The organism is uncultured Sulfitobacter sp. (assembly GCF_947497275.1).
Lineage (GTDB): Bacteria > Pseudomonadota > Alphaproteobacteria > Rhodobacterales > Rhodobacteraceae > Sulfitobacter.
This window is the reverse complement of the sequence record NZ_CANMFS010000005.1, coordinates 97,466-121,095: the sequence shown is the minus strand read 5'-3', so window position 1 is coordinate 121,095 and position 23,630 is coordinate 97,466. Positions and strand designations below refer to the sequence as shown.

General features: G+C 60.6%; 27 protein-coding genes. 10 read left to right on the top strand and 17 right to left on the bottom strand.

Annotation, left to right across the window (positions count from 1 at the left end):
- Position 1 precedes the first annotated feature (1 nt).
- A complete protein-coding gene (locus tag Q1A06_RS12100; protein ID WP_299563699.1) occupies positions 2-1,144 on the bottom strand; it encodes an alpha-D-ribose 1-methylphosphonate 5-triphosphate diphosphatase in 1,143 nt (380 codons plus the stop codon).
- A complete protein-coding gene (locus Q1A06_RS12095) occupies positions 1,131-1,907 on the bottom strand; it encodes an alpha/beta fold hydrolase (protein ID WP_299563695.1) in 777 nt (258 codons plus the stop codon). Before Q1A06_RS12095 ends, Q1A06_RS12100 begins: the two co-directional genes overlap by 14 nt.
- An 81-nt stretch (positions 1,908-1,988) precedes the next feature.
- On the opposite strand from Q1A06_RS12095, the gene Q1A06_RS12090 reads away from it, so the two are divergent.
- Positions 1,989-2,447, top strand: coding sequence for an NUDIX hydrolase (locus Q1A06_RS12090; protein ID WP_299563692.1), 459 nt, complete (start codon positions 1,989-1,991; stop codon positions 2,445-2,447).
- On the opposite strand, the gene Q1A06_RS12085 is transcribed toward Q1A06_RS12090, so the two are convergent.
- From Q1A06_RS12085 to Q1A06_RS12060, 6 genes are all read right to left on the bottom strand, one after another.
- Entirely contained in the window at positions 2,444-3,274 is an 831-nt protein-coding gene (locus tag Q1A06_RS12085; protein WP_299563689.1) for a DMT family transporter, read from the bottom strand. The two genes, Q1A06_RS12090 and Q1A06_RS12085, sit on opposite strands and share 4 nt — an antisense overlap.
- 64 nt (positions 3,275-3,338) lie before the next feature.
- Entirely contained in the window at positions 3,339-4,001 is a 663-nt protein-coding gene (locus tag Q1A06_RS12080; protein ID WP_299563686.1) for a response regulator, read from the bottom strand.
- Positions 4,002-4,133: 132 nt separating this feature from the next.
- Positions 4,134-4,862, bottom strand: a complete 729-nt coding sequence (locus Q1A06_RS12075) for a HAMP domain-containing sensor histidine kinase (RefSeq protein WP_299563683.1) — start codon at positions 4,860-4,862, stop codon at positions 4,134-4,136.
- Positions 4,863-5,022: 160 nt separating this feature from the next.
- Positions 5,023-6,675 (bottom strand): chaperonin GroEL, encoded by a 1,653-nt coding sequence (gene groL / locus Q1A06_RS12070; protein WP_299563680.1) that lies wholly within the window; start codon positions 6,673-6,675, stop codon positions 5,023-5,025.
- Between the two features lie 82 nt (positions 6,676-6,757).
- Positions 6,758-7,045 (bottom strand): co-chaperone GroES, encoded by a 288-nt coding sequence (gene groES, locus Q1A06_RS12065; protein ID WP_299563677.1) that lies wholly within the window; start codon positions 7,043-7,045, stop codon positions 6,758-6,760.
- Between the two features lie 209 nt (positions 7,046-7,254).
- Positions 7,255-7,932: a DUF2161 domain-containing phosphodiesterase gene (locus Q1A06_RS12060; protein ID WP_299563674.1), complete on the bottom strand. Its 678-nt coding sequence runs from the start codon at positions 7,930-7,932 to the stop codon at positions 7,255-7,257.
- A 54-nt stretch (positions 7,933-7,986) separates the two neighbouring features.
- Between Q1A06_RS12060 and Q1A06_RS12055 the strand changes: the two genes are divergently transcribed.
- The 7 genes from Q1A06_RS12055 (at position 7,987) to Q1A06_RS12025 (ending at position 13,376) form a co-directional block, all read left to right on the top strand.
- The gene (locus tag Q1A06_RS12055; protein ID WP_299563671.1) at positions 7,987-8,340 is read left to right on the top strand and encodes an MmcQ/YjbR family DNA-binding protein; all 354 of its coding nucleotides are present in this window, start codon (positions 7,987-7,989) and stop codon (positions 8,338-8,340) included.
- Between the two features lie 100 nt (positions 8,341-8,440).
- On the top strand, positions 8,441-9,361 hold the full coding sequence (locus Q1A06_RS12050; RefSeq protein ID WP_299563668.1) for a manganese-dependent inorganic pyrophosphatase: 921 nt from the start codon (positions 8,441-8,443) through the stop codon (positions 9,359-9,361).
- Between the two features lie 134 nt (positions 9,362-9,495).
- Complete coding sequence (locus Q1A06_RS12045; protein ID WP_299563665.1) at positions 9,496-10,368, top strand: TIGR01459 family HAD-type hydrolase; 873 nt, start codon at positions 9,496-9,498, stop codon at positions 10,366-10,368.
- Positions 10,369-10,458: 90 nt separating this feature from the next.
- A complete protein-coding gene (locus Q1A06_RS12040) occupies positions 10,459-10,902 on the top strand; it encodes a MaoC family dehydratase (RefSeq protein ID WP_299563662.1) in 444 nt (147 codons plus the stop codon).
- A 37-nt stretch (positions 10,903-10,939) separates the two neighbouring features.
- A complete protein-coding gene (locus Q1A06_RS12035) occupies positions 10,940-11,872 on the top strand; it encodes a bifunctional riboflavin kinase/FAD synthetase (RefSeq protein ID WP_299563659.1) in 933 nt (310 codons plus the stop codon).
- Positions 11,869-12,339: a YcgN family cysteine cluster protein gene (locus Q1A06_RS12030; RefSeq protein ID WP_299563656.1), complete on the top strand. Its 471-nt coding sequence runs from the start codon at positions 11,869-11,871 to the stop codon at positions 12,337-12,339. The genes Q1A06_RS12035 and Q1A06_RS12030 overlap by 4 nt, the downstream gene beginning before the upstream one ends.
- Positions 12,339-13,376: a low specificity L-threonine aldolase gene (locus Q1A06_RS12025; RefSeq protein ID WP_299563654.1), complete on the top strand. Its 1,038-nt coding sequence runs from the start codon at positions 12,339-12,341 to the stop codon at positions 13,374-13,376. Before Q1A06_RS12030 ends, Q1A06_RS12025 begins: the two co-directional genes overlap by 1 nt.
- Before the next feature lie 3 nt (positions 13,377-13,379).
- Here Q1A06_RS12025 and Q1A06_RS12020 read toward each other — a convergent pair whose 3' ends face one another.
- Together Q1A06_RS12020 and Q1A06_RS12015 are read right to left on the bottom strand one after the other, a co-directional pair.
- A complete protein-coding gene (locus Q1A06_RS12020; RefSeq protein ID WP_299563651.1) occupies positions 13,380-14,171 on the bottom strand; it encodes an alpha/beta fold hydrolase in 792 nt (263 codons plus the stop codon).
- Positions 14,168-14,764: a 2-hydroxychromene-2-carboxylate isomerase gene (locus Q1A06_RS12015; RefSeq protein ID WP_299563649.1), complete on the bottom strand. Its 597-nt coding sequence runs from the start codon at positions 14,762-14,764 to the stop codon at positions 14,168-14,170. Before Q1A06_RS12015 ends, Q1A06_RS12020 begins: the two co-directional genes overlap by 4 nt.
- A 105-nt stretch (positions 14,765-14,869) precedes the next feature.
- On the opposite strand from Q1A06_RS12015, the gene Q1A06_RS12010 reads away from it, so the two are divergent.
- Positions 14,870-15,889, top strand: coding sequence for a ribose-phosphate pyrophosphokinase (locus tag Q1A06_RS12010; protein ID WP_299563646.1), 1,020 nt, complete (start codon positions 14,870-14,872; stop codon positions 15,887-15,889).
- A 67-nt stretch (positions 15,890-15,956) separates the two neighbouring features.
- On the opposite strand, the gene Q1A06_RS12005 is transcribed toward Q1A06_RS12010, so the two are convergent.
- The 6 genes from Q1A06_RS12005 to Q1A06_RS11980 all read right to left on the bottom strand — a co-directional run bounded on the left by Q1A06_RS12005 (position 15,957) and on the right by Q1A06_RS11980 (position 21,322).
- Positions 15,957-16,307 carry an H-type lectin domain-containing protein gene (locus tag Q1A06_RS12005; protein ID WP_299563643.1) on the bottom strand — a complete coding sequence of 117 codons (351 nt, stop codon included), beginning with the start codon at positions 16,305-16,307 and terminating at the stop codon, positions 15,957-15,959.
- A 124-nt stretch (positions 16,308-16,431) separates the two neighbouring features.
- Positions 16,432-16,869, bottom strand: a complete 438-nt coding sequence (locus Q1A06_RS12000) for a F0F1 ATP synthase subunit epsilon (protein WP_299563640.1) — start codon at positions 16,867-16,869, stop codon at positions 16,432-16,434.
- A 14-nt stretch (positions 16,870-16,883) separates the two neighbouring features.
- Positions 16,884-18,308 carry a F0F1 ATP synthase subunit beta gene (gene atpD, locus Q1A06_RS11995; RefSeq protein ID WP_299563637.1) on the bottom strand — a complete coding sequence of 475 codons (1,425 nt, stop codon included), beginning with the start codon at positions 18,306-18,308 and terminating at the stop codon, positions 16,884-16,886.
- 21 nt (positions 18,309-18,329) lie between these two features.
- Positions 18,330-19,208, bottom strand: a complete 879-nt coding sequence (locus Q1A06_RS11990) for a F0F1 ATP synthase subunit gamma (RefSeq protein ID WP_299563634.1) — start codon at positions 19,206-19,208, stop codon at positions 18,330-18,332.
- A gap of 14 nt (positions 19,209-19,222) precedes the next feature.
- Positions 19,223-20,761, bottom strand: coding sequence for a F0F1 ATP synthase subunit alpha (gene atpA, locus Q1A06_RS11985; protein ID WP_299563631.1), 1,539 nt, complete (start codon positions 20,759-20,761; stop codon positions 19,223-19,225).
- Complete coding sequence (locus tag Q1A06_RS11980) at positions 20,762-21,322, bottom strand: F0F1 ATP synthase subunit delta (RefSeq protein WP_299564257.1); 561 nt, start codon at positions 21,320-21,322, stop codon at positions 20,762-20,764.
- 446 nt (positions 21,323-21,768) lie between these two features.
- On the opposite strand from Q1A06_RS11980, the gene Q1A06_RS11975 reads away from it, so the two are divergent.
- Complete coding sequence (locus tag Q1A06_RS11975; protein WP_299563628.1) at positions 21,769-22,896, top strand: hypothetical protein; 1,128 nt, start codon at positions 21,769-21,771, stop codon at positions 22,894-22,896.
- Here the strand turns inward: Q1A06_RS11975 and Q1A06_RS11970 are convergent.
- Positions 22,893-23,627 (bottom strand): class I SAM-dependent methyltransferase, encoded by a 735-nt coding sequence (locus tag Q1A06_RS11970; protein ID WP_299563625.1) that lies wholly within the window; start codon positions 23,625-23,627, stop codon positions 22,893-22,895. The two genes, Q1A06_RS11975 and Q1A06_RS11970, sit on opposite strands and share 4 nt — an antisense overlap.
- Positions 23,628-23,630: the final 3 nt, after the last annotated feature.

The following is a 23,630-nucleotide window of genomic DNA, read 5'->3' as shown; positions in this document are numbered from 1 at the left end:
GTCAGACAAAAAAACGGGCTGCGATGTCACCCGACATATAGCTGACTCGCCCCTGCACCACCGTCGCCGCGACGCGCAGACTGTCGCGATCCAATATCGTGAGATCCGCGCGTTTGCCCGCCGTGAGCACGCCGCGATCCTTCAGCCCCAACATCAATGCGGGTCCGCGCGACACCAGCGCCCAGGCGTCCTGTATCGGCAGCATCCCGTTCTGCCACAGCATCAGCGCAGCACGCCGCGCGCTTGGATAATGGTAATCCGATGCAAGCGCGTCGCAATACCCCATAGCGATCAGATCAATCGCCGAGATATTCCGGTTGTGCGAGCCGCCGCGCACGACATTGGGCGAGCCCATCACCACCAGCGCGCCTTGCGCCTTCGCCGCTTCGGCGGCCTCCAGCGTTTCGGGAAATTCCGACACCCGGACGCCGCGCGCTGTCCATTCGGCACGCTCTTGCGCCGTACAATCATCATGGCTGCCCATGGTAATCCCCGCCTCCGCCAACTGTGCGCACAGGGTGTCCAGCGCGGCAGGAACCTCGCCCGAGCGCGCCTCCATCTCCTCCATCATCGCAAGCTGCTTCTCGGGGCTGCGCCCCGCCTTGAGCGCCTGTGCCACCAACCGTCGTGGCTTTTGCCCCGCCGCCAACCGATCGTGCGGCAGATGGTCGTTGAACACGACATACCTCAGCCCCCAATCCGCTATCATCTGCGGAAGATCGCGATAGAGCTCCAGCATAAAGGTCTCGAACCGCAACTGCCCGCGCAGATCAGTAACCATCGACGGCGCGACATCGCGCAGCGTCTCGAACACCTGCGTGGCGAATTCAAGACTGCGCACGCCGCCTTCCCAGCTGACGAATTGCGCCAGCGTGGCGGTCGTGATCCCGTTGGCGCCAAGTTCCGCCTCGACTGCGATCAGCCCTTCGGCCATCTGTTTCATCGCGCCGCGCCGGGGTGCCAGATGCCTTTCGAATCCGTCACCGTGCAAATCGACGACCCCCGGCAGCACCATGTACCCGGTCAGATCCACCGACCGACCGGCATGGGATCCAACGACAAGCCCCTCCGAGATGGACAATCCGTCGCGGTGCAGCCCATCCGGCCCCAGAACTTCCGCGCCCGTCAGATCAACGTTCAGCATCGGACGCCTCTATGCCCGGCAGGCACTCAGCCTCGGGGCAGCCAAGCTGGTCCAGTACTGCATCAAGAAGCGTGAGCCCATGATCGAAATGCCCTGTGCGCAGGAATGTAACGGCTTCGGCGATCACGCGGGGGTTGTTCATCATGAAGGTATGCGTAACCGGCAGAACGATATGATCGTTCATACCGCGCAACCGCGTCGAGGCGACGGACACCTTGCCGTCGTCCGGTCCGGGCAGCAGTGACGAAAAATAGGGGTTAAGCGATTGCGAACCCGCGATGATGCCCAGATCGAAGTTGGCGGGCGGAAGGTTGCGCGGCAGAGACTCCGCGCCGGTACCCATCTGCAATCCCGCAGGCCCGTTGACCCAATCGAAAACCACCACATCACGGAGCTCGTCGACGATCTCGCTGCCGCCGTTCGGCGGGCTGAGCATCACGACACGGCCGATCCGGTCGGCACCCGCCTCGCTGGCCCATTGGCGCACAAGGATTCCCCCCATCGAATGGGTCACGAAATCGACCTTTTCAGTGCCACAGGCCGCAACAGCGGCGGGTAATGTCTCATGGGTGAGCTGTTCGATCGGCGCTTCGGTCGACGGATAGCCGGGCCGTACGACCTTCCAGCCTTCCGCTTGCAGCGCCGCTTCCATCAATGCGAATGACGTCTCGGTACGGGCCAACCCGTGCAGCAGGACCACACAACGCGCATCCACGGCGCTTGCCGTCAGCAACAGGGCACATATGATCATCGCCATTCTCATCCTGCGCTATGTAGTGTGAAAGAGCGGGCGTTTAAACAGCCGTCTCGTACCTCACACCCGCCAAAAGGAGCTTTATCGCCGATGACCGCCGCTGCCTCTCCCCGCCTTGCCGTGCGTGCGATCATCATGCATGAGGACCGACTGCTTCTGGTGAACGCATGGCCCGATGGCAAAAGCGATCTGATGTGCGCGCCGGGCGGCGGTGTAGAGCGTGGCAGTGCGCTCCCGGAGAACCTGCAACGGGAGGTGTTCGAGGAAACAGGACTGCGCATCACCGTCGGCGCGCCTTGCCTTGTGAATGAGTTTCACGCCCCCGACCGGGATTTTCACCAGGTCGATGTCTATTTCCGCTGCTCGGTGATCGGGTCGGCGGCAATTGACGCGACGTGGCGCGACATCGAGGACATTGTAACCGACCGCCGATGGGTCAGCCGTCACGAGATGGCGGCACTGCGCGTCAAGCCCGACAGCCTCGCCGCCGTCGCGTGGCAGGATGCCGATGCACCGATGTACGATCCGCTGGAACCGTTGGTCGCCTAGCGTTTCGCGGTCACGGCCAATCCGATGCCCCCCAGAACGAGGACGGTCGCAACGGCGACGATCATCGGCACTTCCTCCCCAAGGATCACCGCGCCGCCCGCGATCGCGAGGACCGGCACCACGAGCTGGACCACTGCGGCGGTCGTCGTGCGCAGATGCGGCAGAACCGCGTACCACAAGGCATAGCCGAGACCGGAAGTAACCGCGCCGCTCGCACCTGCCAGCGCCACACCGGGCACACTCCATTCCGTGGTCGAGGCGAACAGCAACAACGCCACGACTGGCGTGCACAACACGAAATTCGCGGCCGTCGCTGCCAGCGGATCCTCTGCCATCCGCCCCGCGATGGTATAGATACCCCACCCCAGACCGGCGGCCACCATCAGCACGGCACCCGCAGGGTCGGTCAGGCTTGCCGGTCCGGGCCACAACAGGACGGTGAGGCCGCTGAACGCAACCAAAGCGCCCGAAACCTGCCGCACATTGGGTGCTGTTCCCGCGATCGCCGCGAACAGGAACATCGTAATCTGCGTCACGCCGAACAAGATCAGCGCACCCAGACCCGCATCGAGCGTACGGTAGGCCAGTGAAAAGCCGACCATGTAAACCGCCAGACTGGCGGCACCCACGACGCGCGCCCTGCCCTTTAGCGGGAGCGACCGGGCGCGCAGTGCGAGGATAAGGCCCAGCATCGCGGCACCCGAAACCACGCGCAGCGCCGTAAACGCCGCAGGATCAATGTACCCGCCCCCGATCGCCGCGCGCGCGAGGACGGAATTGGCGGCGAAGGCCAGCAATGTCAGCGTGGTCAGAAGAAGAAGGCGCATGCCCGCTCTCTATCGCGCGAACCGGCTGAACGCCACGGCAGAAACCGGCGCAGTCCATGCCTCTCTAGTTAAAGATGAAATCGTCCTCGTCGTCCTGAATTGTGGCAAGAAAGACGTCGAGGTCGCGGTGGTCGTCCGTTGCCCCCACACGCGCCTGCGCACCAAGCGCGGCGTCGACCTGGGAGCGGAACATCGACACCACGGTGCCCTGCACCTTTTCGTCCATCAACGCTGCTGTCAGGCCCTCACGTATAACCTCGCGCTGATGCGCGTGTTGCACCGCCAGTTCACGGTTGTGGCGCGCCGTGCCTATGGCCGTCGTCATCGCCGTGCGCAGCTGATCGGCGGTCATGCCGTCTTTGGTCAGGAAGTCGTGACAGCCGTTGCGCATTGCCGTGACGGCTGTTTCCATGTCCGCCTCGCCGGTGACCATGATCGTCGCCGTGTCCCGATTCAGCGGGCTGTGCTGGATGTAGTCGAGCACACCCAACCCGTCGCCCTGCGGCAAGCGGTAATCGATCATGATCAGATCGAATACCTGCCGGGCGACGGCGTCCTTCATTTCCGCGATGCTGGACACCTCGTCCAGCTGGAGTGCCAGATCGGTTTTCTGGCCCAGCCGCCGGATCCGCGCCCGATCAAATGTGCTGTCGTCCAGCAGCAGGGCTTTGATGACGGGCGGAAAGGCTCCCCCTTCGGGACCGATGACTTCGACAGGCAATGACATTGCTTATTCTCCCACAGATTTACTCACCGTGATCAGAATAGCGCCTGTGGACCTTTCAAAAGATAAACGCGACGGGATGAAAAAGTATTTATCTGTAAAGGATTATCGAAGAAAACTGCTAAACTTTGCGTTTCAATCGCCGCGCCGCAACAGCAGGTCCACGCGCAGGCCGTCCTGCCCTGGTTCGGCCGCCGACAGCGAGACGGTGCCGCCGTAGTGCTCCGCGATCTTGCGAATGTTGGCCAGTCCCATGCCGCTGCCTTCGACCTCATCGCGGGGACGCAAGGTGGTCATCGCGCCGAGCACTTTCGCACGGAACTCTTCGGGTATCCCGGGTCCGTCATCACACACGGTAAACCGAATCATATCCCCTTCCGCCCTTGTCGCCAGAGTAATGTGTCCTGAGGACAGGTGATGGTGTTTCACGGCGTTGCCGATCAGCGCGCTCCATAGCGTCAGGATGTCCTGCTGTCCGATCAGACAGTAACGGCACGCAATATTTCGCGATACGTGAAATCCTTTCGGAATTGTGAGCACGCCGAGCACCTCGTCCAGCGCGGCATCCACGTCGACCAGATCCATTCCCTGCATACGGCCAATCCGCGAATAGGCAAGCAGATCGACAAGCATCCGGTCCAGCCGTGCGCTATGACGGTTCATCATTTCGATGGTCTCGCCAACCGAACCGGACGCGTCAACGCCTGCCTCTTCGAGATCTTCGACTATCCACTGCGGCAACTCCAGCAAGGCCCGCACGGAAGCGCGCACATCATGGCTCATCAGATAGATGAAATCATCAATGTCCTGAGTGGCCGGGCCAGAACCCTTCCTCTCGGGACGGGTAACATCGGAAACAGACATGGGCATAAGACATCTTCCCTCTCACTCCCTTTCGAGACTAGCAGAGGTATCCTTGCCAAGGCGTTAAGCTCTCAACACGACTTCCGACATGACAAAGGGCCCCGCAGGGCCCTTTGCTTTGCGCGTCTTTACAGTGCGCGGATTTGCCTGGCAGGCGTGATTACATCATGCCGCCCATGCCGCCCATGCCGCCCATGTCGGGCATGCCGCCGCCAGCAGCGCCGCCGTCTTTCGACGGACGATCAGCAACCATGGCTTCGGTGGTGATCAGCAGACCGGCGATGGACGCCGCATCCTGCAGCGCCGTGCGCACGACTTTCGCAGGGTCGATCACGCCGAACTTGAACATGTCGCCATATTCTTCGGTCTGCGCGTTGAAGCCGAACTTCAGATCGTCGCTTTCGCGGATCTTGCCCGCTACGACGGATCCGTCCACGCCGGCGTTCTCGGCGATCTGGCGCAGGGGCGCTTCGAGCGCCTTGCGGACGATCGAGATACCGACGTTCTGGTCGTTGTTCGCACCTGTCAGACCGTCAAGTGTTTTCGCCGCCTGGATCAGGGCAACACCGCCGCCAACGACGATACCTTCCTGCACAGCCGCGCGTGTCGCGTTCAGGGCGTCATCGACGCGGTCCTTGCGCTCTTTCACTTCGACTTCGGTCATGCCGCCGACGCGGATCACGGCAACACCGCCTGCCAGTTTGGCAACGCGCTCTTGCAGCTTTTCACGGTCGTAGTCGGATGTGGTTTCCTCGATCTGGTTACGGATCTGGGCGACGCGCGCTTCGATCTCGGCCTTCTCGCCTGCACCATCGACGATGGTTGTCTCATCCTTCGTGATTGTGACCTTCTTGGCCGACCCAAGCATGTCCATTGTCACGGATTCGAGTTTCATGCCGAGGTCTTCGGAGATGACCTGACCGCCTGTGAGGATCGCGAGATCCTGCAGCATCGCTTTGCGGCGATCGCCGAAACCGGGAGCCTTCACAGCTGCGATTTTCAAGCCGCCGCGCAGTTTGTTGACGACGAGAGTCGCCAGGGCTTCGCCTTCAACATCTTCGGAGATGATCAGCAGAGGCTTCTGCGACTGGATCACCTGCTCGAGCAGTGGAACCATTGGCTGCAGCGAGGACAGTTTCTTCTCGTGCAGCAGGATGATCGCGTCTTCCAGCTCGACAGTCATCTTGTCGGAGTTGGTCACAAAGTAGGGGGAGAGATAGCCACGGTCGAACTGCATGCCTTCGACGACGTCGGTTTCTGTTTCCAGACCCTTGTTCTCTTCGACGGTGATCACGCCTTCGTTGCCGACTTTCTGCATCGCTTCCGCGATCTGACGGCCGATTTCAGCTTCGCCGTTTGCAGAGATCGTGCCGACCTGTGCGACTTCGTCGCTGTCGGTGACGTCACGAGCAGCGGCGCGGATGGCTTCGACGACCTTCGATGTCGCCATGTCGATGCCGCGCTTGAGGTCCATCGGGTTCATGCCTGCGGCAACCGATTTCATGCCTTCCTTGACGATGGCCTGGGCCAGAACAGTCGCGGTTGTCGTACCGTCGCCTGCTTCGTCGTTGGTCCGGGAAGCGACTTCCTTGACCATCTGTGCGCCCATGTTCTCGAACTTGTCTTCCAGCTCGATCTCTTTGGCCACGGATACACCGTCTTTGGTGATGCGTGGGGCGCCGAACGATTTGTCCAGAACCACGTTACGGCCTTTGGGGCCGAGCGTTACCTTGACGGCGTCTGCCAGGATGTTCACACCCTTGAGCATCTTGTTACGCGCGTCGGTTGCGAATTTGACGTCTTTAGCTGACATATTCGAAGTCTCCTAAAATTTGGTTGATGTGAGCGTTCTCATCGGGTGGCCGCTCGCGCGGCCCGTCTTTCGGCCGGTGGGCTTACTCGATGATCCCCATGATGTCGCTTTCTTTCATCATCAGCATTTCTTCGCCGTCGACGGTGACTTCCGTGCCGGACCATTTGCCGAACAGGATCTTGTCGCCAGCTTTTACCGCAGGTGCGATCAACTCGCCGCTGTCCTTGCGCGCGCCATCGCCAACGGAGACGACCTGGCCCTCGGAGGGCTTTTCTTTCGCGCTATCGGGAATAATCAACCCGCCAGCAGTTTTCTCTTCGCTTTCTGTGCGCTTGACCAGCACGCGGTCGTGAAGCGGTTTCAATGCCATCTTTGTAGCTCCTTGATGCTCAAAGTTTCATATTCGGGGGGCCGCGGATCGTTGACGGACACCGCAGCCATTATCACTCACACCAGGCGAGTGCTAACGATTGGTTAGCTAGGGATCGCAGCGTGGTGAGTCAAGAAGTATCGGCGAAATTTTGTGGCGCTTCGAGGGTCGCGCAACTTGACCGGACAGGCCCTGACCGGACCCCGTGCTTACGCACCCAGAACCCGATCCGCAACCGCGACCGCCTGCGCGCCTGCAGGGCTCAGCCCGTAGACGCCTTTGTCGACCTTTTCGAACCAGCCATAGTGGTTGTCGCGCATCATCGTCGTGGCCTTGGCCACCGCCGCTTCGCGCGCCACGTCGGCCCCCTTGCTGGCACCGGCTTCGTAAAGGTAAACCGCAATCTTCAATGCGTCCTGACGGTAGGCAGTCACAAGCCCGGCGCGCGTCTGCCCGCCCGCGTTCGGATCGCCCTGACGGCGGGCGAATTCGCGCAAGAGCTGCGCTTTGCGCTTGCTGTTCTTGCGCGGCGCGTAGGGACCCGGATCACAGTGTACCTCGACCAGCCCGTCCGATACCCGCACCGTCATCAGCCCGATGCCAAGCCTGCGCGCCAGCACGGTGTTCGCCTTGACCGATTTCGCAAACCGCTTGCCCGGCTGTCGCGCAACCGCAAGATAGACGTCGTCGGTCAACTTCAGCCGCTCCAAGCATTGGTGAAAGAGCGCAAGACTGAATCCCAGTTTCAACTCCACCACGACAGGCGCTTCGCCGCCGCGCACGGCAACCACATCGGCCGCACCGACTTCGGCTTTCACGGTATACCCCTGATCTTCGAGAAATGCCTTTACGGGGGGATACAGATCGGTTTCGCGGGCGCTGCTCATGGCTGGCAAACTAACAGTATTCACGCACGCCGTGAATCCTTATAGCATCGCGGCATGACCCACGACGAGCTAAACAGCTTTTGTGCCGCCCTGCCCCATGCTACCCATGTCGTGCAGTGGGGCAATGCCGATGTCTACAAGATCGGCGGAAAGATGTTCGCCATTGTCGGCATGGCCGATACCAGCGCCACCGTTACCTTCAAGACCTCCGATCTGGCGTTCGAGATCCTGTCGGACAGCCCCGGCTTGCGCCCCGCACCCTACATGGCGTCGCGCGGGTTAAAATGGATACAGCAGTTCGACACACCCGGTCTTTCCGACGAGAGTTTGCGCGACCACATTCGCGCCTCCTTCGATATGGTCGCGGCGGGGCTTACCGCGAAGAGGCGCGCGACACTGGGGCTTTAGCCGCGCAGCCCCGCATCGGGCACACCGTATCCCCGTGACACCGTACCCGATCCTGCTATAAGGCGCGAAAAATTGCATTTCACCTCATTAGGAGTCCGCTATGACAACGCTTGTATTCGGCCATAAATCCCCTGACACCGACAGCACCGGCAGCCCGATCATCTGGGCCTGGTACCTCAACCGGATCAAAGGCATCGAAGCCAAGCCCGCGCTGCTCGGAGAGCCGAATACCGAAGCCCTGTTCATGCTCGACCACTGGAACCTCGACAAGCCCGAGATCATCAAGGGCATTGACGCCGGTCAGGACGTCGTAATCGTAGACACCAACAACCCGGCGGAGCTGCCTGACAACATCAACGAGGCGAACATTACCGCCATCATCGACCACCACCGCCTTGTCGGCGGTATAGAAACTGTCGCACCGTTGGAAATCCGGATTGAGCCTTTGGCTTGCACCGCCACGATCATGTGGAAGATGATCGGCAGCGACATCGCGCAGATGCCTGCCGAGATCAAAGGCGCGATGCTGACATGCATCCTGTCCGACACGCTCGAATTCCGCTCGCCCACGACGACGCAGGAAGACAAGGCAATCGCGTGGTCGCTGGCCGAGGAACTGGAGATCGACATGTCGTCCTACGCGGCAAAGATGTTCGCAGCGAAATCCGATGTCTCTTCTTTCTCCGAGCCAGAATTGCTGCGCATGGATAGCAAGGAATACGAACTCGACGGGATGCAATTCCGCGTCTCGGTTCTTGAGACAACGTCTCCCGACCAGATTTTGAGCCGCAAGGATGCGTTGATGGCAGCGATGCCCGGTGTCGCGCAGGCGGACGGGGCGGATCAGGTTTTGCTGTTCGTCGTCGACATCCTGAACGAAGAAGCAACAATGATGATCCCCAACGATCTGACCAAGACGATGGCCGAGAAATCCTTTGACGTCACCGTTTCGGGCGACACCGTGGTGCTGCCCGGCGTCATGAGCCGCAAAAAGCAGATCATCCCCAATCTTAAGATCTGAAGCCTCGCCTTGCCAAAAAACCTCGAAGGCTCTCTTGAAAAAGAGAGCCTTTTCCGCGCGCTGTATCGCGCCCGCTTTGCATCAGGCACCCGCGTGCTTTAAGCGGCGATCAACCCCTGTCCGGAGCCCGTCCCATGACCCGCATCATACCCGCCTTGTCCGAAATCTCTGCCGCCTACGACGCGTTGTTCGTCGATCTGTGGGGATGTGTGCACAACGGCGTCGCCGCGATCCCGAGCGCCGTGGCGGCGTTGCAGGCTTATCGCAGGACCGGTGGCAAAGTCGTTCTTGTGACCAACTCGCCCCGCCCTCGCAAAGGTGTGGCCAAACAACTTGACCACTTCAAGATACCCCAAGACGCCTATGACGCCATCGCGACCTCGGGCGATTCAGCGCGGGCTGCGATGTACACCGGTGTCGTGGGGGAGCATGTCTGGCATTACGGCCCTGTCACGGACAGCCGCTTTTTCGATCCACTCGAAATCCTCGACAACCCGGTCGAGATCGCCCGCGTGCCGCTGGAAGACGCCACCGGCATCGTGTGCACCGGCCCCTTCGAGCCGCAGACGGAGCCCGAGACATGGCGCGCCGATCTGGAAAAGGCGCTGGCGCGGGGGCTGAAACTGCTCTGTGCCAACCCCGATATCGTCGTGGACCGCGGCGAGACGCGTGAATGGTGCGCGGGCGCCGTGGCGAAAATGTACACCGAAATGGGCGGCACCAGCCTATATTTCGGCAAGCCGCACGCCCCGATCTATGACCTGGCCCGTCGCCGGCTACGCAAGCTCGACGATACGATACCGGACAGCAAGATCCTCGCCATCGGGGACGGCATTGCGACGGATGTGAAAGGCGCCATCGACGAAGGGGTAGATTGCCTGTTCATCTCTGGCGGTCTGGCCGTGGCAGAGACAAGAACCGGCGTCCAACCCGATGAGAAGGCGTTAAACGCTTATCTCAAAGCGGAAAACCTTGATCCGACCTTTACCATAGGACAATTGCGCTGACCCATTTTTCGCTTGATTTTCTGCGTGCGCAAAGTAATTAAGTTGCACGTCGGAGCTTTCGACGGTCACTTTATTACCGAAGGGTGTGAAATGTTGGATAATCTTCCGCGCGGCACAATCGTTATCGAAGACATCGAAATCGGCATGTTCCGCTATCTGCGCAAGCAGGTCACGGACGAAGATATCGAAATGTTCGCCACCGTCTCCACCGACCGCAATCCCGTCCACCTCGACGACGACTATGCGCAGGACACCATTTTCCAGGGCCGGATCGCGCACGGTATGCTGACGGCGGGGCTGATCTCCGCGGTGATCGGCGAACAACTTCCCGGTCATGGCACGGTATACCTTGGCCAATCGCTCAAGTTCCTGGCCCCTGTCCGGCCCGGCGATGTTGTCTATGCCGAGGTCAAGGTGACGGACATCAACCCGGCCAAACGGATCGTGAAGATGGACTGCCACTGCTCTGTCGACGGCAAGAAGGTCCTTGCGGGTGAAGCCACTGTTCTGGCGCCATCGCGCAAGTTTGACTGAGCTTGCACGCCCCCGCCCGCGCCGCTAATCAGGCGGTATGCGGATAATCACTGACTACGAACAAGTAGACCCTCTCCACCGCGGCGCCAGCGCCGCGATCGGTAATTTCGACGGCGTCCATCTGGGCCATCAGTCGGTGATCGCGTTGGCCCGCGATGCCGCCCCACACGCTCCGCTTGGTGTCGTGACGTTCGAGCCGCATCCGCGCATCTTCTTCGCGCCCGACGCGCCGCCTTTCCGTCTGATGAGCTCCGCAGCGCGCGCCAGCCGGCTGGCCAAACTGGGGGTCGACACGCTTTTCGAGCTACCCTTCAACGCAGACCTCGCGGCGCTGAGCCCGTTCGATTTCGCTCAGGCAGTGCTGAAGAATGGACTTGGCCTGTCGCATGTCGTGGTGGGTGCCGATTTCTGCTTTGGCAAGGCCCGGAAGGGCACAGCGTCGGATCTGGTTCGCTTTGGCACCGAGCTGGGGTTCGACGTGACCATCGCACCGCTGATGAAATCTTCCACGCAAACCGTGTCATCGACGGCCATACGCGCCGCGCTCAGTGACGCGCGTCCGCGCGATGCCGCCGCGATGCTGGGACACTGGCATCGCATCGAGGGACCGGTAATCGGTGGGGAGCGACGGGGCCGTACGCTCGGCTATCCGACGGCCAACATGTCCATCGAGGGGCTGCATCCGCCAGCCTTCGGCGTCTATGCGGTACTGGTGGACGTATTGGATGGACCACACACCGGGAGCTATCACGGCGTCGCGTCCCTTGGCGTGCGTCCGATGTTCGGCGAGAACCGGGCGAACCTCGAGACCTTTATCTTCGATTTTACCGGCGATCTCTACGGTGCCAACCTGTCCATCGGGCTTGTGGAGCACCTGCGCGGCGAGGAGAAGTTCGACGGGCTGGAGCAGCTTATCACGCAGATGGACGCCGACAGTGCGCGGGCTCGCACGATCCTGGCGGCGCTATGAGCGATCCGATCGACCGCAATGGACTGGCACGACGGTTCTGGGAGAAGAAACCGCTCAAATCATTATCACCGAAGGAATGGGAAGCCTTGTGCGACGGCTGCGGCAAATGCTGCCTGAACAAGCTTGAGGACGAGGACACCGGCGATGTGGCGCTCACCAACGTGGCTTGCCGTCTGCTGGACGACGGAACCTGCAGATGTTCGCAGTACGACATCCGGCACCAGTTCGTGCCCGATTGCATTGTGATGACACCCGAAAACATAGACGCGCACGCCTATTGGATGCCGGAAACCTGCGCCTACCGCCTGCTGTGGCAGGGCAAGCCATTGTACGATTGGCACCCGCTGATTTCTGGCACCCCCGACAGCGTTCACGCCGCAGGCGTATCAATGCAGAACCAAACCGTCAGCGAATGGGACACCCCGTTCGAGGATTGGGAAGATCACATCATAGAGGAGCCGACCTGATGTTTTTCGCAAGCGACAATTCCGGGCCGGTGCACCCGCAGATCATGCAGCGCCTCATGGACGCGAATACGGGCTACGCCATGCCATATGGCAACGATCCGATCATGGAAGAGGTCCGCGACAGCATCCGCACCGCATTCGAGGCCCCGGACGCCGCCGTCTATCTGGTGTCTACCGGCACGGCGGCCAACTCCCTCGCTCTCGCGTGCTATTGCCAGCCCTGGCAGACTATTTTTTGCTCCCGCGTGGCCCATATCGAGGAGGATGAGAGCAACGCGCCGGAATTCTACACGTCAGCCGCAAAGCTCACCCTGATCGACACCGACAACAAGATGTCGCCCGACGCCCTGCGGGCTGCCATCGGGCGGCGTCCCAATGGCAATGTGCATATTGCGCAGCCCGGCCCCGTTTCCATTACCCAGATCACAGAACGCGGAGCCGTCTATTCGCTGGATGAGGTGCGCGCACTGACGGCCGTGGCGCAGGAATACGGACTGCCCGTGCATCTGGATGGGGCGCGGTTCGCCAACGCGATTGCGAAACTCGGCTGCACACCTGCCGAGATGACCTGGAAATCGGGTGTCGACGTCGTCAGCTTCGGGGGCACAAAAAACGGCTGCATGGCGGTCGAGGCGGTTATCTTTTTCAATCCCGAAAAAGCATGGGAATTCGAAAAGCGGCGCAAGCGGGGCGCGCATCTGTTTTCCAAGCACCGCTATCTTTCGGCGCAGATGGCGGGGTATATGCAGGATGATCTGTGGTTGACGATGGCACAAAGCGCCAATGACAACGCCCGGCACCTCGCCGAAGGTTTGCGCGCCGCCGGGGCGGAAATGATGCACAGCCCCGATGCGAACATGGTCTTTGCCCGCCTGCCGCGCGCCTCGCATCAGAAACTTCACGCGGCGGGTGCCAAGTATTACCTTTCGGAGGGCGATCTTGACACCGGACCGGCGGATGAAATGCTGGGCGCGCGGCTGGTGTGCGACTGGTCGATCCGCAAAGAGCAAATCGACCAGTTCCTGAACCACCTTTGACCGTTAGCTGCGTGCCAGCAGCGCCTTGATCGGTTCTGCGACTGCGTCAGGGTGCGTAATCGGGGCCATGTGCCCCGTTCCCTTGATCACCACGCGCTCTACATCCGGCAGCCGCTTTTCGAGAGATGCCGCAACCTTGGCGCTCATCGGCGGCGACTGATCGCCCTCGATCAGCAGCGCCGGCATCGCCGCGCGGGCGAAGCGCCCCGGTTCAAGCAATCCGGCGCTGTCATGGTGCAGGAAGGCAGAGCTTGCGGGAACGTAGTGCACCAATTTCGTCATTGTCTCGCGCATCCGTTCCGGCAGGTCGTCCCACGGCGTCCCGTCGCCCCAGTCGCGGTTGAACACCCGCGCGGCCTCCCGTTCGTCGCCGGTTGCAAATGCATCATTCAGCGCCTTGTTCTGCGTCTGATAGGCACCGAGTAACTCCGGTTCATCCTGCAACGCCGCAGCGAAATACACCGGTTCGATCATCGTGAGGCTGCGCACCCGCTCCGGCGACTCGACAGCAATCCTCAGCGCGACGGTGGCACCGAACGAATGACCGATCAGATCCATGGGGTCATTGTCCATCAGCCCCCGCGCAATATCGGTGGCCACATCATGCACGTTTCCGGTCCGGTCCCATGCCTCTGACCTCCCGTGGGACGGCAGATCGAACGCAAGAATACTCAACTCGTCCTTTAGTGCCGAGGCAAGTCCCCGCCACGCCCCGGAATGGCCCAACGTGCAATGGATCGCCAGCGCGCGGCGCGCGCCGCCTTCGAACAGATGGGTATGGATTGAAAGGCTCATAGCTTGCCTTCCAGATGGAGGTCGAGGTCCTCGATCCGGTCCTGTCCCCAGAATCGGTTGTGCCCGACGATATAGAAAGGCGCACCAAAGACGCCCGCCTTGACCGCCTCTTCGAGGTTGCGCTCGTAGCTCTCGGCCCCTTCCAGCATGCCGTTGTCCGCCAGAGCCGGATCAAAACCGGCCTCCGTCAGACTTGCCCGTATCACGTCATCCTGGGCGATGTCCTTGTCTTCGGCCCAGACCGCCCGCATGAGCGCGTGCGCCAGCTGCCCCAGATCACCGCCGCCCGCGTTTTGCGCGGCGATGAAAGCATAGGACGCAGGGGCCGCGTTCGTGGGCCAGTGAGCCGGTTGAAGTTTGAACGGCATACCGGCCTTCTTGGCCTGACGCGGCAATTCCTGCGCGCGGTATTCGATCCGGCTGATATGGCGATCCTTGGGCGGTTGGCCCCCGGTGCGTCCGAACCCCTGCATCAGATCGAAGGGTTTGTAGTTGATTGTTGCACCGTGTTTTTTCGCGACCTCTTCGAGCCGTGTGCCGGCAAGGTAGCAATAGGGTGACAACAACGTGAAATAATAATCGATCTGGCTCATTTGATGCTCCGCTGGGGGGTGTCCACTTTGCCTGACCGTAGGCGCATGTTAAGGCGTGTTCAACGTAACGATTCTATTATACCGCTGCCACGGAGCCTCCCCCACATGCCCAGCACCCCTGAACCCAAGCTGATTTCCGGCAACGCCAACATGCCTCTCGCCAAGGCGATAGCGCGGCGCATGTCTTTGCACCGCGGCGTGAATGTCGGTCTGGTCGATGCAAGGGTAGAACGTTTCAACGACGGAGAGATCTTCGTCGAGGTGTTCGAGAACGTGCGCGGTGAGGATATGTTCATCATTCAGCCGACATCGAACCCCGCCAACGACAACCTGATGGAACTGATGATTATGGCCGATGCGTTGCGTCGGTCGTCCGCTGCGCGTGTCACGGCCGTGCTGCCCTATTTTGGCTATGCACGACAGGACCGTCGGACGAAAGCGCGCACACCGATTACTGCCAAGATGGTGGCCAATATGCTGGTAGGTTCGGGCATCGAAAGGGTGCTGACAATGGACCTCCACGCAGCGCAAATCCAGGGCTTCTTCGATATTCCGGTGGACAACCTTTACGCCTCGCCGGTCTTCGCGCTGGACATCAAACACGCGTTCAAAGAGCAGATGAGCGATCTGATGATCGTCTCGCCCGATGTGGGCGGTGTGGCGCGTGCGCGCGAGCTTGCCAAGCGGCTCAGCGCGCCGCTGTCGATCGTGGACAAGCGGCGCGAAAAAGCAGGCGAAGTGGCCGAAATGACGGTGATCGGCGATGTGACCGGCAAGACTTGCCTGATTGTAGACGATATTTGTGACACGGCCGGCACGCTGTGCAAGGCCGCCGAGGTACTGATGGAAAACGGTGCCAAAGAAGTGCACGCCTATATCAGCCACGGCGTGATGTCCGGTCCGGCGGTCGACCGTGTCGCCGCCTCCGTGATGAAATCGCTGGTCATTACCGATACGATCGCGCCGACAGCGGCGATCAAGAATGCGCTGAACATCCGCATCGTGCCGACCGCGCCAATCTTTGCGCAGGCGATCCTGAACATCTGGAACGGCACCTCGGTATCGTCACTGTTCGAAGCCGACACGCTTGGGCCGATTTATGACGGCATGTACGATCCGGATTAATCTCTGGGTAATCATTGGGTCGCGCTGGTTCGGCCTTGCGCGATAAGCCATCGGTGCGTTGGGATGCCTATTCTACGTCCCAATCATCCGCTTCGCGCAGTTGTCCGATGGATGTCCATTGCATGCGCACCCGCGCGACGCGGGTATCACCCCACGTCCGAAACACCATGTCGAAGCCCTTTTCCGTCACGGATTCGGCGACCACGTCCGCCCGCAGGACCGTTGAAGCGTCCATGTCCCATAGGGAAATCGAGACCATCACCGTGGGGATGTCGCGGTATTTTTCGCCGAACTTGATGTGCCGGCGCCGCTCCCGCTGGCCCCGGCCTGTCCACATTTCTCCACCGTCCTCGAAATCCGAGAACAGGACGACGTCGCCGCCATCGACGCCAACCAAACTACTGCGCAATCTCTTCATTCCGAGAGCCCCGGCATTTGCTGAACACATCCCACCACCCTGCGCTTATGCCTGAATTGTGGCAGCGTTGAAAGCAAAAGGCCCCGCACCTGCGGGGCCTTCTACGTTCATCTTTTTCGTCCGCTCAAAGGCTGGGCTGCTTGGTGGAAAGGCCGATCTCGTCGCCCATTGCCACCATATCGGACATCAGCTTGGCTGCGTCGTCCACCGGCCCCGGCTCATTCTGAAAGTTTTCTTTCACTTTCTTATAGGTGCCGTGGGCCTCTTCCATCATGTCGTCCATCGCGTCCTGCGTCATGTCGCCCTTGGCAACCGCACGTTCGGCCAGAACGGAAACACCCGACGCCGTAATCTCGGCGAAACCGCCGGTCACGACATACTCGGACGTGCCATCGGGTCCGCTTACTTTCAAAATGCCGGGACGCAGCGTGGTGATGGTTGGCGCATGATCGGGCATCGCCGTCATGTCACCATCCGCACCGGGGATCTGCACCGAGGCTACTTGAGCCGAGGCAAGGCGCCGCTCAGGCGACACCAGATCGAATTGCATCGTGTCTGCCATTGCTGGAGCCCTCCTTAGGCGGCGTCTGCCGCCATTTTCTCGGCTTTCGCCTTCACTTCATCAATGCCGCCCACCATGTAGAACGCGCCTTCAGGCAGGTGATCGTATTCACCGGCCACAACCGCCTTGAACGACTGAACCGTTTCGGAAAGCGGTACCTGCTTGCCATCCGCGCCGGTAAAGACTTTCGCAACGTCGAAAGGCTGGGACAGGAAGCGCTCGATCTTGCGCGCACGGGCCACCGCCAGTTTGTCCTCTTCGCTCAATTCATCCATGCCGAGAATGGCAATGATGTCCTGCAACGATTTGTACCGCTGAAGCACCTGCTGCACGTCGGTCGCAACCTTGTAATGCTCTTCGCCGATGACCTGTGGATCAAGCAGACGCGAGGTGGAGCCAAGCGGATCCACAGCCGGATAGATACCCTTTTCCGAGATCGAGCGATCCAGAACGGTTGTCGCATCGAGGTGCGCGAACGAAGTCGCAGGCGCGGGGTCGGTCAAGTCATCCGCAGGAACGTAGACGGCCTGAACGGAAGTGATCGAACCGGCCTTGGTAGAGGTAATGCGTTCCTGCATCGCGCCCATGTCGGTCGCCAGCGTCGGCTGATACCCAACAGCGGAAGGAATCCGGCCCAGCAAGGCGGACACTTCGGACCCGGCCTGCGTGAAGCGGAAGATGTTGTCGACGAAGAACAGAACGTCGGTTCCGGACTGGTCGCGGAACTGCTCGGCCAGTGTCAGACCGGTCAGAGCCACACGCATACGCGCGCCTGGAGGCTCGTTCATCTGGCCGTAGACCAGGGCCACTTGGCTGTCTTCGAGGTTGTCGGGGTTGATGACGTTGGATTCGATCATCTCGTGATAGAGATCGTTCCCTTCACGTGTCCGCTCTCCTACACCCGCAAATACGGAGTAGCCCGAGTGCACCTTCGCGATGTTGTTGATCAGCTCCATGATCAGAACCGTCTTGCCCACACCGGCACCGCCGAACAGGCCGATCTTGCCGCCCTTGGCGTAGGGGGCCAGGAGGTCGATCACCTTGATCCCGGTTTCCAGGACTTCGGATGTCGTGGACTGGGCCGCGAACTCGGGCGCGTCCGCGTGGATCGGACGACGCTCTTCGGATGTGATCGCGCCCTTCTCGTCGATGGGCTCGCCCACGACGTTCATGATGCGGCCCAGGGTCGCGTTACCCACGGGAATGGAAATCGGACCGCCGTTGTCGGTCACTTTCTGACCGCGGACCAGACCCTCGGTCGCATCCATCGCGATGGTCCGGACGGTGTTTTCACCAAGGTGCTGGGCAACTTCGAGGATCAGATCCTTGCCCTGGTTCTGGGTGGTAAGCGCGTTCAGGATGTCCGGCAGGTCGTTCTCGAACTGCACGTCAACGACCGCGCCGATGACTTGGGTGATTTTGCCGACTGCTTGTGCCATGTCGTGTCTCTCCGGTTTGTCTTACAGCGCTTCCGCGCCGGAAATGATTTCGATCAGCTCGTTGGTGATAACGGCCTGACGGGAACGGTTGTATTCGACGGTCAGATCTTCGATCATCTCGCCCGCGTTGCGTGTCGCGTTGTCCATCGCGGACATCCGCGCGCCTTGCTCGGACGCCCCGTTCTCGAGCAGAGCCGAGAAGATCGCCGTAGCGACGCCGCGTGGCAGCAGATCCGCAAGGATCGCTTCCTCGGAGGGCTCGTAATCGAACAATGTCGCGGCCGTATCGTCATTCTCGTCCGCTTCGAACTTTGCGGGAATGATCTGCTTGGCCTGAGGAATCTGGCTGACGACGTTGACGAACTCGGCGTAGAACAGCGTCGCCACGTCGAAATCACCCGCATCAAATCGACCGAGAACATCCTTGGCGATGCCTTGCGCATCAGGGTAGCTCACGCGCTTTACATCGGTCAGATCAACGTGACCGACAAAATACTTGCCATAGTCACGTTTCATCTGGTCGCGGCCTTTTTTGCCGACGGTCAGGATCTTGACTTCCTTGCCGTTCGCCAGAAGGTCGCGTGCAAAGGCGCGCGCTTTCTTCGCGATGTTGGCGTTGAAGCCGCCGCACAGACCGCGTTCGGATGTCATGACGATTAGCAGATGCACATCCTGCTTGCCCGTTCCGCTCAACAGTTTCGGCGCGCTGTCGGACTCGCCGACGGACGCCGCAAGCGATGCCATCACAGCATTGAAACGCTCGGTGTAGGGCCGCGACATTTCCGCAGCCTCCTGCGCGCGGCGAAGTTTCGCCGCGGCAACCATTTGCATGGCCTTGGTGATCTTACGCGTGGATTTCACGCTTGAGATCCTGTTTTTAAGGTCCTTGAGATTTGCCATTGGCTTATCTCTCCTTAAGCGAAGTCAGAGGCAAAACCGTCGAGAGCGGCTTTGATTTTCTCTTCAAGCTCGTCTTTCACCTTGCGGTCGTTGTTGGTGATGTCAGCCAGAAGATCGGCATGCTTGCTGCGCAAGTGGTTCAACAGACCCTGCTCAAAGCGGCCCACATCGGATACGTCGACCTTGTCGAGGTAGCCGTTCGTACCGGCATAGATCACGCAGACGATTTCGGCGTTGGTCAGCGGGTTGTATTGCGGCTGCTTCATCAGCTCGGTCAGACGGGCACCACGGGCCAGCAGCTGCTGTGTGGCGGCGTCGAGATCCGAACCGAACTGCGCGAACGCGGCCATCTCGCGGTACTGCGCGAGCGACAGTTTCACCGGACCGGCGACGGAAGACATCGCTTTGGTCTGGGCCGAGGAGCCAACGCGCGACACCGACAGACCGGTGTTCACGGCAGGACGGATGCCTTGGTAGAAAAGCTCCGTTTCCAGGAAGATCTGACCGTCAGTGATCGAAATCACGTTTGTCGGAATAAACGCGGACACGTCGCCACCCTGCGTCTCGATGATCGGCAGCGCGGTAAGCGAGCCGTTACCGGCCGCATCGCCCAGCTTTGCCGAACGCTCCAGCAGGCGGGAGTGGAGATAGAAAACGTCACCGGGATAGGCTTCACGCCCGGGTGGGCGGCGCAGCAGCAGCGACATCTGGCGGTAAGACACGGCCTGCTTGGACAAATCATCATACACGATCAGCGCGTGACGGCCGTTGTCGCGGAAATGCTCTGCCATCGCTGTTGCGGAATAGGGTGCGAGGAACTGCATCGGCGCAGGTTCGGACGCGGTCGCAGCAACGATGATCGAATAGTCGATGGCACCGGTCTCTTCGAGCTTCTTGACCAGCTGCGCCACGGTGGACCGCTTCTGACCGATCGCGACGTACACACAGTACATCTTCTTGCTTTCGTCGTCGCCCGCCGCCTTGTTGACCTGCGCCTGGTTCAGCATCGCGTCAAGCGCCACGGCCGTTTTGCCGGTCTGACGGTCGCCAATGATCAATTCGCGCTGGCCCCGGCCAATCGGGATCATCGCGTCGACGGACTTCAGGCCTGTCGCCATCGGCTCGTGCACGGATTTGCGCGGGATGATGCCCGGTGCTTTTACTTCGGCCAAGCCACGCTTGGTCGCGCCCAGCGGGCCTTTGCCGTCGATGGGGTTGCCCAAGCCGTCAACAACGCGGCCCAGCAGTTCGTCACCGATCGGCACGTCCACGATGGAGTTCGTCCGCTTGACGACGTCGCCTTCCTTGATGTCCCGGTCGGAGCCGAAGATCACGACACCGACGTTGTCGGCCTCGAGGTTCAGCGCCATGCCCTGAATGCCACCGGGGAATTCGACCATTTCGCCGGCCTGAACATTGTCCAGACCGTAAACGCGGGCGATACCGTCACCGACGCTCAGAACCCGGCCCACTTCGGCCACTTCAGCTTCCTGACCAAAGTTCTTGATCTGGTCTTTCAGGATCGCAGAAATCTCTGCTGCTTGGATACCCATTTATCCGACCTCTTTCATTGCATTCTGAAGGGAATCGAGCTTCGCGCGGATCGACGTGTCGATCATCTTGGAGCCCACTTTAACGACAAGACCACCGATGAGGCTTTCATCGACGGTCTGATTGAGAGTTACTTTCTTGCCGGTGCTGGCATTGAGCGATTTCGCCAGCTTGTCGGCCTGAGTCTTGGTCAGTGCCTTCGCAGAGGTCACGTCAGCGGTCACTTCGCCCTTTTCAGTGGCGATAATCTCGCGCAGGGTCTGGACCAGCTGCGGCAGCACGAACAGGCGACGTTTCTGCGCCATAAGTGCCAGCAAGTTCGCCATCATCGGGGACAGCTTCATTTTCTCTGCCAACGCGGTGATCGCGCCGCCCTGCTGTTCACGGGTGTAGATCGGTGAATGGATCAGATCGCGAAAGTCTTCGCTGCTGTTCATAGCCTCTTGCAGGGCTGTCAGATCGCCCTCGAGGGCCTTGATCTTGTCGGACTCTTTCGCAAGATCGTACACGGCTGTCGCATAGCGGTGCGCGATGCCGGTGGAAATCGAAGCTGGTTCGGACACGTCCATCCTCTCGTACATCAGATCCGGCGTACGCGAGGGTCGCGTCACCGGGGTGTTGGCGCGGCTTGAATATAGGCCCAAGCGGTTAAATCAGGGCGGATGTAGCAGACACCACCGTGTGCCGCAACACTCTATAGTGATGAACGAGGTTGCTCTGAACCGCAAGTTTTCAAGGCTTTCGCGATAGAAAGAGATTTTGCGGAACGCATTATTTTTGCCTGCCGGGCCATATTGATGCAGAATAAGGGCGGTTTTATTCGATTCCTTCGGTCCTGCTCTGAACGGAACGGGCTGCGGCGCTGACCATTCAGGTGCACAATACCCGCTCCAACCGCTTATTGTTTCTTAGGGCGCGTGCGTCACCGCTTGACCGGCCCAACTTTTTAACCAGACCTTGACAGGCCAGAGCAACGGGCAAACCATCATCGGCATCAAGGGAGAATTTCATGTCCGCGCTTGCACTGATGGCCCTGGTGGGGCTCACCGTATTCCTGTCTTTCTTTATCGATGACGCAGACGACACCGATGACACTGAAGAGGTCGACAGCACCGACACACCGGCCGATCCCGATGATCCGCTGGGTCCGGCTGTTGATCGCGACGAGATAGACGGCAGCGGGGACGCCGATACACTCACCGCGCAAAGCGGCGAGACGGTTGCCGGGCTGGGCGGCGCGGACGTAATGACCACCGCCCCCGGATCGGAAGGTGCCATAATCGACGGCGGGGACGGCGATGACACCCTGGAGCTTTTCGGCTCGAGTGCGACCGCCCGCGGCGGCGCAGGGGATGACACCATCGCGTCCTTCGATGTCCTCGACGCCGAGGTGGACGGTGGGGCGGGCAACGATAGTATCGTCTTCCAGCCCCTTACCCCCGGGACAAACCAGTCGGCCGCAGGCAGCGTAGATGGCGGCGCCGGGAACGACACGATCACCGCTTTTGGCATCGGAGGAGAGGTGTTCGGCGGAGAAGGCGACGACCTGATCCAGGGCCAGGGCAGCCTGTTGCGGCTTGACGGCGGGGCCGGTGATGACACGATCGGGGCCGACAGCGCGGACTACGGGGGCGGCACGCCGGTATTCGGTGGCGACGGTAACGATTTGATAAGCCTCACCAACTCACCCGGCTTTCAGGTCGGCTCGACCGCCGATGGCGGGGCGGGGGATGATGTAATCCAGACACAGACATTCCTCGACAGCGGCAAGTCCTTCGATACGCTTACCGGTGGTTCCGGGGCAGACCGGTTTGAGCTGTCGTTCCTTGGCGGTGCCCCCACGGGCGACCCGGTGGATGCCGGCATCGTGACGACCATCACCGATTTTCTGCCCGGCACCGATATACTTTTCGTCGATACACAGCTCGACCCGCTGGCCGATGGAACAGCGCCGACCCTTGCCCGCGTCACGCTCTCCGAAGAGCCGGACGGCAGCTTTACCGACCTTGTCTTCACCACTGGCACCGACGAGGGCTCGGCCCCCCTGATGGGCACGATCCGTCTGCTTGGCACGACGGGTATGACACTGGACGATCTTGCCTTCAGGGAAGGCAGCGAAATCAGCCTGATTTCCTAGACCGGCTTGGGAGCGCCTTCCAGTGCACCGACAGGTACACGTGCGCGTTTGCGCTGGACCTTTCCTTTGGGCGGATAAACCAGTTTCGTGGCCTCCACCATAAAGGCACCACCCGCCATCATTGTGGGAACATGACGACCGATCCTTTCGAACAGTCCCGCCGATTTCATCCAGAGCCGGTCACCGGACGGAAACTGGTAAAGCGCGCCGACATGACGTTCCGGCAGGAACTGGTGCTTGCGCAGTTGCGCGTCGAGCTGGCCCGGCGAATAGGGGCGACCGTATCCGAACGGTGTGCGATCACGCCGCGCCCAAAGGCCGCCGCGGTTCGGCACGATGAAAAGCGCCCTGCCGCCCGGTCCCAGTACGCGCCAGCACTCCTCCAGCAGGTCTGAGGCGCGCTCCGACGTTTCCAACCCATGTAACAGCACCAACTTGTCGACATGGCCCGTCTCCAGCGGCCAAAGCGTTTCTTCTGTCAGCACCGAGGTATTTGCCATTCCCGCAGGCCACGGCATGACGCCCTGGGGTCCGGGCATCAGCGTGACAACCCGCCGCGCATCTTTGAGATAGGGGCGCAGCAGGGGCGCGGCAAAGCCAAAGCCGACCACCGTCTGCCCCTTGGCTTCCGGCCAGATTTCCACCATTCGGCCCCGCAGTGATTTCTGCGCCGCCCGGCCCAACGCGCTGCGGTAGTAGAAATTGCGCAGATCCTGCACATCAAGATGCATTGC